The 11,407-nt window shown below is 63.5% G+C and carries 14 protein-coding genes; 10 read left to right on the top strand and 4 right to left on the bottom strand.

Translation table 11 applies throughout. From position 1 onward, the window contains the following. Positions 1-35: 35 nt before the first annotated feature. The gene (locus ACEN9P_RS08075; RefSeq protein ID WP_477662411.1) at positions 36-998 is read right to left on the bottom strand and encodes a 23S rRNA (adenine(2030)-N(6))-methyltransferase RlmJ; all 963 of its coding nucleotides are present in this window, start codon (positions 996-998) and stop codon (positions 36-38) included. 205 nt (positions 999-1,203) lie between these two features. Between ACEN9P_RS08075 and rplM the strand changes: the two genes are divergently transcribed. The 6 genes from rplM to mdtD all read left to right on the top strand — a co-directional run bounded on the left by rplM (position 1,204) and on the right by mdtD (position 5,495). After that, the gene (gene rplM, locus ACEN9P_RS08070) at positions 1,204-1,632 is read left to right on the top strand and encodes a 50S ribosomal protein L13 (RefSeq protein ID WP_007867557.1); all 429 of its coding nucleotides are present in this window, start codon (positions 1,204-1,206) and stop codon (positions 1,630-1,632) included. 10 nt (positions 1,633-1,642) lie between these two features. After that, positions 1,643-2,035 carry a 30S ribosomal protein S9 gene (rpsI, locus tag ACEN9P_RS08065; RefSeq protein ID WP_007867568.1) on the top strand — a complete coding sequence of 131 codons (393 nt, stop codon included), beginning with the start codon at positions 1,643-1,645 and terminating at the stop codon, positions 2,033-2,035. Between the two features lie 221 nt (positions 2,036-2,256). After that, the gene (locus ACEN9P_RS08060; protein ID WP_074579768.1) at positions 2,257-2,964 is read left to right on the top strand and encodes a DUF6776 family protein; all 708 of its coding nucleotides are present in this window, start codon (positions 2,257-2,259) and stop codon (positions 2,962-2,964) included. 53 nt (positions 2,965-3,017) lie between these two features. Beyond that, positions 3,018-3,419: a bactofilin family protein gene (locus ACEN9P_RS08055; protein WP_074579766.1), complete on the top strand. Its 402-nt coding sequence runs from the start codon at positions 3,018-3,020 to the stop codon at positions 3,417-3,419. A gap of 170 nt (positions 3,420-3,589) precedes the next feature. Then, entirely contained in the window at positions 3,590-3,955 is a 366-nt protein-coding gene (erpA, locus tag ACEN9P_RS08050; protein WP_007867577.1) for an iron-sulfur cluster insertion protein ErpA, read from the top strand. 118 nt (positions 3,956-4,073) lie between these two features. Then, complete coding sequence (mdtD, locus tag ACEN9P_RS08045; protein WP_477662410.1) at positions 4,074-5,495, top strand: multidrug transporter subunit MdtD; 1,422 nt, start codon at positions 4,074-4,076, stop codon at positions 5,493-5,495. Positions 5,496-6,176: 681 nt separating this feature from the next. Here mdtD and ACEN9P_RS08040 read toward each other — a convergent pair. Genes ACEN9P_RS08040 through ACEN9P_RS08030 form a run of 3 tightly spaced genes read right to left on the bottom strand, consistent with a single transcriptional unit; the run spans position 6,177 to position 8,466 of the window. Continuing rightward, positions 6,177-7,139, bottom strand: coding sequence for an ROK family protein (locus tag ACEN9P_RS08040; protein WP_495621643.1), 963 nt, complete (start codon positions 7,137-7,139; stop codon positions 6,177-6,179). Between the two features lie 15 nt (positions 7,140-7,154). After that, on the bottom strand, positions 7,155-7,349 hold the full coding sequence (locus tag ACEN9P_RS08035) for a DUF2905 domain-containing protein (RefSeq protein WP_477662408.1): 195 nt from the start codon (positions 7,347-7,349) through the stop codon (positions 7,155-7,157). 10 nt (positions 7,350-7,359) lie between these two features. Then, positions 7,360-8,466: a class I SAM-dependent methyltransferase gene (locus tag ACEN9P_RS08030; RefSeq protein ID WP_477662407.1), complete on the bottom strand. Its 1,107-nt coding sequence runs from the start codon at positions 8,464-8,466 to the stop codon at positions 7,360-7,362. A 96-nt stretch (positions 8,467-8,562) separates the two neighbouring features. On the opposite strand from ACEN9P_RS08030, the gene ACEN9P_RS08025 reads away from it, so the two are divergent. From ACEN9P_RS08025 to ACEN9P_RS08010, 4 genes are read left to right on the top strand one after another with little or no spacing between them, the layout of a single operon-like run. Beyond that, positions 8,563-9,357, top strand: coding sequence for an SDR family oxidoreductase (locus ACEN9P_RS08025; RefSeq protein WP_495621642.1), 795 nt, complete (start codon positions 8,563-8,565; stop codon positions 9,355-9,357). Positions 9,358-9,403: 46 nt separating this feature from the next. Next, entirely contained in the window at positions 9,404-9,775 is a 372-nt protein-coding gene (locus ACEN9P_RS08020; protein ID WP_007867594.1) for a dihydroneopterin aldolase, read from the top strand. 19 nt (positions 9,776-9,794) lie between these two features. Then, on the top strand, positions 9,795-10,745 hold the full coding sequence (gene ttcA / locus ACEN9P_RS08015; protein ID WP_495621641.1) for a tRNA 2-thiocytidine(32) synthetase TtcA: 951 nt from the start codon (positions 9,795-9,797) through the stop codon (positions 10,743-10,745). Positions 10,746-10,781: 36 nt separating this feature from the next. Continuing rightward, on the top strand, positions 10,782-11,405 hold the full coding sequence (locus ACEN9P_RS08010; protein ID WP_477712599.1) for a DUF4136 domain-containing protein: 624 nt from the start codon (positions 10,782-10,784) through the stop codon (positions 11,403-11,405). Positions 11,406-11,407: the final 2 nt, after the last annotated feature.

Genomic DNA, 11,407 nt, shown 5'->3' with positions numbered 1-11,407 from the left:
TAGGCGGCGCGCGCAGGCTGCTTTCCCGCGATGCTTCAGCCGCCGTGCTCGAGCGTGAAGCCCGCGTTGCGGTCCTGGCCCAGCAAGGCGACCATTTGCGGCAGGGCCGCCTGCAGCCCGGCCTTGAGCGTGTGCGGCGGGTTGATGACAAACATGCCGCTCGCGGGAAGCCCGGGGCGAACGACCTCGCCGCTTGTATCTGTCGTTAATTTGCTCGATTTGACCGTTAAAGTGGCATTCAGCCAGCTGCGGCTGCTTTTGACGGCCAGGGTTTTGAGTTTGCGCGGCAAATCGTGCGCTTCGGGCCGCGGAATGATGGGGTACCAGACCACATAGGTGCCGGTGGCAAAACGCTTGAGGGCATCGGCCATGCAGGCCGCCACGCGCCCGTAGTCGCTTTTCATTTCGTAGCTGGGGTCGCACAGCACCATGGCGCGGCGGGCCGGCGGCGGCAAAAAGGTTTTCAGGGCTTCAAAGCCGTCCTCGCGGGCCACGGCGACCTGGCGGCCCACGCCCAGCTGCTCGATGTTGCCGGAAAGCGACTTGAAATCAGTGGGGTGCAGCTCGAACAGCTTGAGCTTGTCGCGCCCGCTGAGGAATTGCTGCTCGATAAACGGCGAGCCCGGGTAAATCTTGAGGTGGGCGATGTCGCCGCTTTCGGCGAACTGCGGGTTCAGGCCGCGCAGCAGGTCGATATAGTCCTGCAGCAGGGGCGTCAAGGCCGCTGGCGCTACGGTTTTAGGAGCGGCTGGTGCCTTTTTGGCGGGGGCCGGAGCCGCTTTGGGCTCGGACAGCAGGCGGAAAATGCCTTCCTGGGCTTCGCCGCTGGTTTCGGTGTAATCGCCGTCCAGCCGGTACAGGCCCGCGCCCGCGTGGGTGTCGATCACGGTCAGCGCCGTGTCCTTCTGGGTCAGGTACTTCATCAACGCGATCAGCGTGGTGTGCTTGAGCACGTCGGCGTGGTTGCCTGCGTGAAAGGCGTGGCGATAGGAAAACATGGCCTATCCTACCTTCTTGCCGGGGGGAAATGCCTCAAAAACGGCCGAATATTGACGCAAGTCCTTGATTTTTCATATAATCGAGGGCTCTGCAGCGCCTAGTGGTTCCGCGGCGGAGCTAGATATCACTGCCTAAGAGGTTCTCATCAGAAGAACACCGACCGCAGAAAAGAACCCGACAAACCATTTTTTCGAAAGAAAACTCATGAAAACGTTCAGCGCAAAACCCGCTGACGTGACGCACGAGTGGTTTGTGATTGACGCGACCGACAAGGTCCTCGGACGAGTAGCCAGCGAAGTTGCTCTCCGTTTGCGCGGCAAACACAAGGCCATTTACACGCCTCACGTCGATACCGGTGACTTCATCGTCATCATCAACGCAGCCCAGCTGCGCGTCACCGGCGCCAAGTCGACCGACAAGATCTACTATCGCCATTCCGGATATCCAGGCGGCATCACTGCCACCAACTTCCGCGACATGCAAGCCAAGCACCCCGGCCGCGCTTTGGAAAAAGCCGTCAAGGGCATGCTGCCCAAGGGCCCGCTCGGCTACGCCATGATCAAGAAACTCAAGGTGTACGGTGGTGCAGAGCACCCGCATACCGCCCAACAGCCCAAAGTGCTGGACATCTAAGGAGCCATTGATGATTGGTGAATGGAACAATGGCACCGGCCGTCGCAAATCCAGCGTCGCCCGTGTGTTTATCAAAAAAGGCACCGGCAAGATCACGATCAATGACCGTGACATCCAGGTGTTCTTCGGTCGTGAAACCTCGATCATGATCTGCCGCCAGCCCCTGTTTCTGACGAACCACGTCGAGACGTTTGACATCATGGTCAACGTCCACGGCGGCGGCGAGTCCGGTCAGGCCGGCGCGGTGCGCCACGGTATCACCCGTGCGCTGATCGATTACGACGCAACGCTGAAGCCGGCCCTGAGCCAGGCCGGCTTTGTGACGCGCGATGCACGTGAAGTCGAACGTAAAAAAGTCGGTTTCCGTTCTGCCCGCCGTCGCAAGCAGTTCAGCAAGCGCTAATCCGCTTCGCTCCCAAAAAAGCCGCCTGGTTTGCGCCAGGCGGCTTTTTTCATGGCCGATGCGTTTTTTCGGCTGTTTCGGCTGCCTGCTTGCCGTTAAGGGTGTGGGACGGGCAAAACACCCGGATGCAAACCCTTACCTCGGTTTGCCGGGTTAATACTCGATGCGGGCCCCGTCTGCGTGCACAATGCATTCCCGAACCGAAAACCGCAGGGCCTTCCTTGAAATTTCGCCTGTTCCGCCGCCGCCTGACCATCAGTTCCCCGCGCATGTCGGTGCGCAGCTCGCTCCCCTGGCCTCTGCGCTGGATCGCCGGCGCCCTGATGCTGGGATTTTCGGGCGCCATCGCGCTGTGGGCCTTTGAATTCGGCAAGGGCATCACCGGCACGGACAGCGGCAGCAAGGAGGAACTGGTCCTGCTGCGGCAGGAAGTGGCCAACTTGCGCGCGGACCGCGACAAGGCCCAGTCCATTGCCAACACCTCGGGCAGTCTGCTGACCGCCGAAAAAGCCGCCCAGGAAAAAATGATGAGCCAGATCCGGCAACTGGAGGCCGACAACCGCGGCTTGCGCGACGACCTCGGCTTTTTCGAAAAACTGCTGCCGGCCGGCAGCGCCGAAGTCGCCACCATTCGCAGCCTGCAGGCCGAAAAACTGTCCGACACCCAGCTCAGGTGGCAGGTGCTGGTCATCCAGGCCGAAAAAGCCGCCCCGAATTTCAACGGGAAACTGGACCTGACCGTCCATGGGACCCAGGCCGGCAAGCCCTGGAGCATGACTTTGCCCGGAGGTCCGCAAACTTTACAGTTCAAACAGTACCGGCGTGTGGAAGGTGTCCTCGACTTGCCCCCCCAAGCCGTGGTACAAACTGTTACAGCTAAGGTCATTGAAGGAACAACGGTCAGATCCGCCCAGACCTTTAAGCTTTGAATTCCCCCCGCCATCCCGCCCACCGCCACACCGACCCAGCACAGGAATCTTGTATGTTTGGAAAAAAGAAACAGCCGCCCATCAAAAGCCTGATTGCCCAGGGCAGCTGTATTGAAGGCAACCTCAAATTCACCGACGGCCTGCGCATAGACGGCGAGGTCATAGGCGACATCCGTGCTGCCGAAGGCGGCTCCAGCATCCTGGTGATCAGCGAATCCGCCACCGTGACCGGCTACATCCACGCCGACCATGTCATCATCAACGGCCGTGTCATGGGGCCGGTGCATGCTTCCGAGCTGCTGGAGCTGCAGCCCAAGGCCAAGATAGAGGGCGACGTTTCCTACAAGGCGCTTGAAATGCACCAGGGCGCCGTCATCTTTGGACAGTTGCGCCCCACCACGCACCCCGAGCTGGAAGAAAAACCCACGCTCAAGCTGGCGGCCAACAATATCTGAGCTAACGGGCTCAATTTGGCGAGTAAGCGCTCACAAGTAGGGCGACGCGGCCTAACACGCATGGGCGTTATGGTTGATTGAATTGCTGTACTATTTGCCCATCAGCGCCGCCAGAGCCTGAGCCCTGAATCGCGGACGCTGTTCGCCTTGATGATCAATTGGAGTTCCCCATGAGTGCCGTAGCCGAAAATATCCAGACCGACATGCCCGCGCCTTTTGTCTTCACCGACAGCGCCGCGTCCAAGGTGGCCGAGCTGATCGCCGAGGAAGGCAATCCCGACCTGAAGCTGCGTGTGTTTGTGCAGGGCGGCGGCTGCTCCGGTTTCCAGTACGGTTTCACCTTCGATGAAATCACCAACGAAGACGACACCACCATGACCAAGAACGGTGTGTCCCTGCTGATCGACGCCATGAGCTACCAGTACCTGGTGGGCGCAGAGATCGACTACAAGGACGACCTTGAAGGCGCCCAGTTCGTCATCAAGAACCCCAACGCCACCAGCACCTGCGGCTGCGGCTCCAGCTTCTCGGCCTGAGGCGCTCCCCAACGCTCCCGCTTTCAAAGCCGCCCTTGAGGCGGCTTTTTGCTGCCCGGCGATTTCCTTCCTCTGTTCAAGGCGGTGAACCAAGTCCGCTATTTCCCCTCTCTCATCCATGCAAGCAGAAGAAAAATCATTGCGTGTGCTGCTCTGGCTGGTGGCCATAGGCTTCTTCATGCAGACGCTGGACGCCACCATCGTCAACACCACCCTGCCGGCCATGGCCCGCGGCTTTGGCGAAAGCCCCTTGCGCATGCAGTCGGTGGTGGTGGCTTATTCCCTCACCATGGCCATGCTGATTCCCGCTTCGGGCTGGATCGCCGACCGCTTCGGCACGCGGCGTGTGTACGTAGGCGCGATTTCCTTGTTCGTCATCGGCTCCATTGCCTGCGCAATGTCAGGCAACCTGGTGCAGCTGGTGGCGGCGCGTGTGGTGCAGGGCATGGGCGGGGCGCTGCTGCTGCCGGTGGGCCGGCTGGCCGTGCTGCGCGCTTTTCCGCGCGAGCGTTTTTTGCAGGCCATGAGTTTTATCGCGATACCCGGCTTGGTCGGCCCGCTGATAGGCCCCACCCTGGGCGGCTGGCTGGTCGAGGTGGCCACCTGGCACTGGGTGTTCCTGATCAATATCCCGGTGGGGCTGCTGGGCGCGGTGGCGACGGTGTTCTATATGCAGGACAACCCGCGGCCGCAGGTGCCGCGCTTTGACCTGCCGGGTTACCTGTTCCTGGCCTTCGGCATGGTTGCCGTCTCGCTCGCGGTCGACGGGCTGTCGGGCCTGGGCCTGAAGCAGGCCGGTGTGCTGGTGCTGCTGGTGTTCGGCCTGGCCAGCCTCACCGCCTACTGGCTGCACGCCGCCAGGCGCCCCGACCCGCTGTTTTCGCCCAAGCTGTTTTCCGTCCCCACGCTCAGCATAGGCCTGCTGGGCAATCTGTTCTCGCGCCTGGGCAGCTCATGCATGCCCTTTTTGGTGCCGCTGCTGCTGCAGGTCAGCCTCGACTATTCGCCGCTGCAGGCCGGCATGATGATGGTGCCCGTCGCCGTGGCCAGCATGCTGGTCAAGCGCGTCACCACGCCGCTGATCACGCGCTACGGCTACCGCCGGGTACTGGTGACCAACACCGCGCTGGTGGGTTTCACCATGGCGAGTTTCGCGCTCGTCACGCCGGCCCAGCCGCTGTGGCTGCACATCATGCAGCTGGCCTGCTTCGGCGCGGTCAACTCCATGCAGTTCACCGCGATGAACACCGTGACCCTGCGCGACCTCGACACCACCATGGCCAGCAGCGGCAACAGCCTGCTGTCCATGGTGCAGATGCTGGCCATGAGCATGGGCGTGGCCGCCGCCGGCGCGGTGCTGGCCGCTTTCACGGGCTTTTTCGGCACCGGCGAAGCGCAGCAAACCCTGCACGCCTTCCAGGCGACCTTTGCCGCGATGGGGCTGATCACGCTGGCCTCGGCGGGAATCTTCTGGCAGCTCTCGCCGGAGGTGAGGGTGGTGAAGAAGGCTGAAGCTTCCGAGGCTTCGGGTCAGGGGTAGGTTGGCCGGGTCTTGCTCCGGCCTTGCGCGCTCTTCCTCCTCTTTCCTCTACTGAGAGCTGCTGGCCGGGGGTTGCCCGGCGGCAACTCACTTTTCTTTTGCTTCGCCAAAAGAAAAGTAAGCAAAAGAAAGGGCGACCCTGGTGTCTGCGTCCCTTCGCTTCGCTACGGGCAACCTGCGGTGCTCGGTCCAGCCGGGGTCTGGCTAAACTCGCTACGCTGCGCTTCGCTCAGACAACGCCAGCCCTTATCCGTCTGGCCCTCCGCTCCTCGGCGCATACACAAGGGGGTGGGGAAAAAAATACCAATACCGAAAACCACAAGGACTCGCCATGGCGAGTCCTTGTGGGATTGATTTTTTCTTTGGTATTTGTCTTCTGTCCCCGCTCCCGATTGCCCCGTCCTGGCTGGGCCGAGGAGCGCAGAGACAAGCGGATCAGGGCCGGCGTTGTCTGAGCGAAGCGAGTTTAGCCGGACCCCGCTTGGCTCGAGCACCGCAGGTTGCCCGTAGCGAAGCGGAGGGACCCAGACTGCGGGTCGCCTTTCTTTTGGGTACTTTTCTTTGGCGAAGCAAAGAAAAGTGCCTCGCCCGCCGGGGCGAGACCCGGCCAGCTGAACCAAGAAGAGGAAGGAGGAGGGTGAGGAGGAAGAGCGCGCAAGGCCGGAGCAAGACCCGGCCAACTCAACTAACTAGCGCCAAAGCCCCAAAATCCCCAACCCTCTCCCCCAAACCCGCCTCCACCAGCTCAAACGCATCCGTCAACGCGGGCAGCTTGCCGTGGATCTCTGCGCTCAGGCGGGGCAGCAGGTACTCGCGGTGGTTCCAGAATACGCCGCCGCCCAGGCTGATGCGTTCCAGGTCCAGGGTGGCGACCATGTTGTAGAGGCCGCGTCCCATGACGCGGCACAGTTCGTCGACGATGGCCTGGGCGGCCGCGTCGCCGGACTGTGCGGCGCTAAAAAGCGCGGAGGCGCCGGGATAGCCCGCGCCGGCGAAGCGCCTTGCGATCGCGTTGCCGGCGACCACGCCTTCGAGGTCACCCCTGTTGCCGCAGCCGCACAGCGCGTCGCTGTGGTCGCTGACAAAGGTGTGGCCCGCGTGGCCGGCGTTGCCGTGTTTGCCGCGCAGGATGCGGCCGTCCACGCAGAGGCCGAAGCCTATGCCGGTGCTCCAGGTCACGTAGGCGCAGTGGCTGTAACCCTGTAGCGCACCCCAGCGGCGCTCGGCCTGCAGGGCGCCCACACCGTCGTTCTCCAGTTGGAGTTTTTCGCCAAAACGGGCCCGCAACGGGGCTTCCAGCGGCACGCTGACCCAGTCGTTGGGCAGGCCGCGCGCCGGGCCGGCCATGCCGCCGCAGATATTGGGATTGGAGATCTCCAGCATGCCGCCCGCCATCACAAAAGGGCCGCAGGACGACACGCCGACGGCCGTGATGTCCTGCTCGGCGATGCCGGCGGCCTCGCAGGCCTGGCCCAGCATGCGCAGCACCTGGCGTGCCACGGCGTCCGTCGGGCCGGATTTTTCGGTGGGCTCCACGCGGCGGGACTGCAGGACCCGGGAGGCCTGGGCCAGGCTGAGCTCCTGCCCGGCTTCTATCAGGCTGACCGCGATCTTGGTACCTCCCAGGTCGACGCAGGCTTTCATGGCGAGATGTTTTCCTTAAAGAATTTTGGCAAGCAGGCTGGCGATAAAACTCAGCAGGATGGTGGTGGTCAGCGGGATGAACCATTCGCGCCCGAACAGGCGAAAACGCAAATCCCCGGGCAGCTTGCCGAAACCCAGCTTCTGCAGCAGCGGGCTGAACCAGCTGATCAGCATCAGGGCCAGGAAGATGACGATAAACCAGCGGATCATGGTGGCCAGTTTAGAGCGTATGCATGCGGTCGCCGGCGGCAAAGCCCATAGGCTCCCAGACCGGACGGCCTTTGGCCCCAAAGGCGATCACCTTGAACAACTCGCCCATCTCGTGCTCGGCGACCAGTTTTTGCACCATGGCGCGCTGCTCCAGCGGCGCGCCCTCCATGCCGTCGACCAGGCCGCAGTTCAGCAAAAAGCGCCCCTGGCTGGTGTAGCCCAGCACTTGCAGCCCGGCCTCCTGGCCGGCCAGCGCGATGCCGGTGAAGTTGACATGCGCTGTGATGTCCTTGCCGCCCACATCGGCCAGCGCATCGGCGTCCGCCAGGTGGCCGCGATGGCACATCACCGTGCCCATGCTGCGCTGCGGATGGTAGTACTCGTGCTCCGGAAAGCCGTAGTCGAGCAGGAAAACTGCGCCGGCCTCCAGCCGATCGGCCAGGGTGGCGACAAAACCCTCTGCCTGGGGATGGATCTCGGTGAGGTAGTCATGCGCACCTTCCACGTCGAAAGGCGGCCGCAAGTCCGTGCGCTGGTCGGCATAGGCAAAGCCGCCCCCGTGCAGCACCACGCCGCGTTCATGCCAGACACCCTGCAGGCGCGCCAGCAGCTTGACCGGCATGGCGTCCAGCACCTCGTTGCCCAGCACCACGCCGCGCATCCTGGGCGGCAGTTCCGCCGCCCACTGCACCTTGTCGCCATAGGCGGCCAGCCGTTCGCGCTGGCGCGCCTGCAGGCTGCCCGAAAGATCCACGATGGTGTAGCGCTCCAGCTTGGGCCCCAGCGCCTGCAGCACCTGCTGCGCCAGCGCCCCCGAGCCCGCGCCGAATTCCCAGACCTCGGCCGTGCCGGTGGCCTCAAGCGCCTGGGCCGCCTGGCGCGCCAGGGCCTGGCCAAAACGCGGCGAGAGCTCGGGCGCGGTGACAAAATCGCTGCCGGCGCCCGGCATCAGGCCGAATTTGCGTGAATCGTTGGCGTAATAACCCAGGCCTGGGGTGTAGAGGGCCAGGGCCATGAATTCGTCAAAACCCAGCCAACCGCCAGCGGCCTCAATGGCCTTGGCAATGTGGGCAGCAAGGCCGGTCGTTAAAATGGGGGTATCGGTCGTCGGGGTCATGGGGTCACCACCCGCCATTGTCGGCGATCCCCACGGCCTCTTCAGCCCGCGCCCCGCCACCTTTTTTGCCCCCTTTTTGAGCCTCAACGCCCGCCCATGAACCCAACTCCGTCCTCCCCACCCGTGGTCCTCGTGACCGGCGCCTCGCGGCGGCTGGGGCGCGAGATCGCGCTGGCGCTGGCGGCCGGCGGCTGGCAGGTGGCGGTGCATTACCGCGCCTCCGAAGCCGAGGCCATGGCAACCGTTGCCGACTGCGCCAGGCTGGCGGGCGTCTCGGCGGCTTTCCAGGCCGAGCTGGGCGACGAGGCCGCGGTGCGCGGCCTGCTGCCGGCCGTGGTGGCGCGCATGGGCCGGGTCGATGCGGTGGTCAACAACGCCTCCACCTTTGAGGAGGACAGTGCCGCCAGCTTCGGTTTTGCGGCCCTGGACAAGCACCTGCACAGCAACACCGGCGCCGCCGTGCTGCTGGCGCAGGCGCTGCACGCCCACATCGTGGCGCGTGGCGAGGGCGCGGAAGGTGAGCAGGGCGCCCAAGGCGTCGTGGTCAACCTGCTGGACCAGAAGCTGTGGAACCAGAACCCCGATTTTTTCAGCTACACCCTCTCCAAAGCCGCGCTCGAAGCGGCCGGCACCATGCTGGCGCTGGCGCTCGCGCCCCGGGTGCGCGTTGTCGGCGTGGCGCCAGGCCTGACACTGACCAGCCATTTGCTGAGCGACGAGCAGTTCCAGGCCCGGCACAAGCTGTCGCCGCTGGGCCGTTCCTCCACGCCCGCCGACGTCGCGGCCACGGTCAAATTTGCGCTGGAAAACCGCTCCATCACCGGCACCACGCTGCTGGTGGACGGCGGCCAGCACCTGATGAAGTTCGAGCGCGATTTTTCGCTGATGTAAGCCGCAACCGCCGCTTGCCCCCACCCACACACCACAGACTGGCGCCATGTACAACACCCGCGGAACCCAGACCCTGAACCTCAGCGGCTTGCGTTTTGACGCCAACCTGGGCATTCTGGACCATGAAAAAACCGCGCCGCAGCCCATCCAGGTCGATGCCGAGCTGAACCTGGGCACGCAGCCGCTGCTGCCGCACGACGACGACATCCACCATGTGCTGGACTACCGCAAGGTGCGCCAGATCATCATCAGCGAGTGCACGGCCGAGCACATGAACCTGCTGGAAAGCCTAATCGGCAAGCTGGCGCACCGGTTGATGCAGCTGCCCGGCGTGCTGGGCGTGCGCGTGAAGATCGCGAAACTTGAAATTTTTGACGACTGCGAAGTGGCCATTCGCATCGAGACGGGGCAGTGGTGAAGCTATGGGAGCGAATGATATGAGCGCAGTCTGGGAAGAAGCCGTGGCGCAGTACGAGCAGCAGGAAAGCTCGGCGCGCGTGCAAAACAGCATGAAGATAGAGCGGGAAGACCACAAGCTCGAAAAACGCCTGTGCCGCGAAGTCGGCCGCGCGATTGTCGACTTCAACATGATTGAAGAGGGCGACAAGGTCATGGTCTGCGTTTCGGGCGGCAAGGACAGCTATGCCATGCTCGACATCCTGCTCAAGCTGCAAAAGCGCGCGCCCATCAACTTCGAGCTGGTGGCCGTCAACCTCGACCAGAAGCAGCCCGGTTTCCCCGAGCATGTGCTGCCCGAGTATCTGAGCAAGCTGGGTGTGCCCTTCCACATCGAAAACCAGGACACCTACAGCATCGTCAAGCGCGTGATCCCCGAAGGCAAGACGCTGTGTTCGCTGTGCTCGCGCCTGCGCCGCGGCATCCTGTACCGCGTGGCCGGCGAGCTCGGTTGCACCAAGGTCGCGCTGGGCCACCACCGCGACGACATGCTGCAGACTTTTTTCCTCAACATGTTCTTCGCGGCCAAGCTCAAGGGCATGCCGCCCAAGCTGGTCAGCGACGACGGCAAGAACGTGGTGATACGCCCCATGGCCTACGTCACCGAAAAAGACCTCACGCGCTGGGCCCAGGTGCGCGAATTTCCGATCATCCCGTGCACGCTGTGCGGCAGCCAGGAAAACCTGCAGCGCAAGCAGGTCGGCAACATGCTGCGCGAATGGGAGAAAAAATTCCCCGGCCGGCTCGAGAACATGTTCGCCTCGCTGCAGAACATCGTGCCCTCGCACCTGATGGACAACAAACGCCACGACTTCAAGGCCATCAAGGCCACTGGCGTGGCCGATGCCGACGGCGACAAGGCCTTCGACCCCGAGGAGTTCCGCGAGCCGGCGCTGCCGGGGCTGTCCGTCGTGGACATCACTTCGCGCTGAGGAAGCCTTTCTTCAACAGCTGACTCCGGGGAGCTTATGAAACGCGCATTCGCAGTGATTCTTTCCGTCGCCGCCATGGCCTTGCTGATGGCGGGCTGCTCCACCGTGCGCGTGGTCGACAGCGACGTCACCGCCTTCTACAACTGGAACGGCCCGCCCCCCGCGCCGGCCACGCCTTATCGTTTTGAACGCCTGCCCTCGCAGCAGGCCGCGGGCAGCCAGCAGGACCATGTGGAAGGCCTGGCGCGCACCGCCCTGGCCAAAGTGGGGATGGAGCTCAACCCGCCCGCCGCGCGCTACAGCGTGCAAATCACGGCCAACACCCAGATCATCGACCGCGGGCCTTATGGCTACAGCCCCTACGGTGGCTTTGGCTTCGGAAGCGGCGTGTTTGTGGGCGGCGGCAGCCGCGGCGCCTCGGTCGGCCTGTCGTTTCCGATTGGCGGCGGGATTGCCGAGCCGCCTTATTTCAAGCGCGAGCTGAGCATCGTGATGCGCGATTTGCGCACCAACCAGGTCAGCTTTGAAACACGCGCCCTGCACGACGGCGTCTGGGGCGACACGCTGGCCGTGCTGCCCGCCATGCTGGACTCGGCCCTGCGCGGTTTCCCGCAACCGCCCGCCGGCACACGCCGCATCAACGTGGAAATACCCAGGTGAGT

Source organism: Polaromonas sp. Polasp52 (genome assembly GCF_059491565.1).
This window is presented reverse-complemented; position numbering and strand designations above follow the sequence as displayed.

Excerpts from the sequence above, each read along its gene's own strand:
- ACEN9P_RS08075 (WP_477662411.1), bottom strand. The coding sequence starts at position 998 with ATGTTTTCCTATCGCCACGCCTTTCACGCAGGCAACCACGCCGACGTG.
- ttcA (WP_495621641.1), top strand. The coding sequence starts at position 9,795 with ATGAGCGCAGTCTGGGAAGAAGCCGTGGCGCAGTACGAGCAGCAGGAA.
- erpA (WP_007867577.1), top strand. The coding sequence starts at position 3,590 with ATGAGTGCCGTAGCCGAAAATATCCAGACCGACATGCCCGCGCCTTTT.
- rpsI (WP_007867568.1), top strand. The coding sequence starts at position 1,643 with ATGATTGGTGAATGGAACAATGGCACCGGCCGTCGCAAATCCAGCGTC.
- ACEN9P_RS08025 (WP_495621642.1), top strand. The coding sequence starts at position 8,563 with ATGAACCCAACTCCGTCCTCCCCACCCGTGGTCCTCGTGACCGGCGCC.
- ACEN9P_RS08040 (WP_495621643.1), bottom strand. The coding sequence starts at position 7,139 with ATGAAAGCCTGCGTCGACCTGGGAGGTACCAAGATCGCGGTCAGCCTG.
- ACEN9P_RS08010 (WP_477712599.1), top strand. The coding sequence starts at position 10,782 with ATGAAACGCGCATTCGCAGTGATTCTTTCCGTCGCCGCCATGGCCTTG.
- rplM (WP_007867557.1), top strand. The coding sequence starts at position 1,204 with ATGAAAACGTTCAGCGCAAAACCCGCTGACGTGACGCACGAGTGGTTT.
- ACEN9P_RS08055 (WP_074579766.1), top strand. The coding sequence starts at position 3,018 with ATGTTTGGAAAAAAGAAACAGCCGCCCATCAAAAGCCTGATTGCCCAG.
- ACEN9P_RS08035 (WP_477662408.1), bottom strand. The coding sequence starts at position 7,349 with ATGATCCGCTGGTTTATCGTCATCTTCCTGGCCCTGATGCTGATCAGC.
- ACEN9P_RS08020 (WP_007867594.1), top strand. The coding sequence starts at position 9,404 with ATGTACAACACCCGCGGAACCCAGACCCTGAACCTCAGCGGCTTGCGT.
- ACEN9P_RS08030 (WP_477662407.1), bottom strand. The coding sequence starts at position 8,466 with ATGACCCCGACGACCGATACCCCCATTTTAACGACCGGCCTTGCTGCC.
- mdtD (WP_477662410.1), top strand. The coding sequence starts at position 4,074 with ATGCAAGCAGAAGAAAAATCATTGCGTGTGCTGCTCTGGCTGGTGGCC.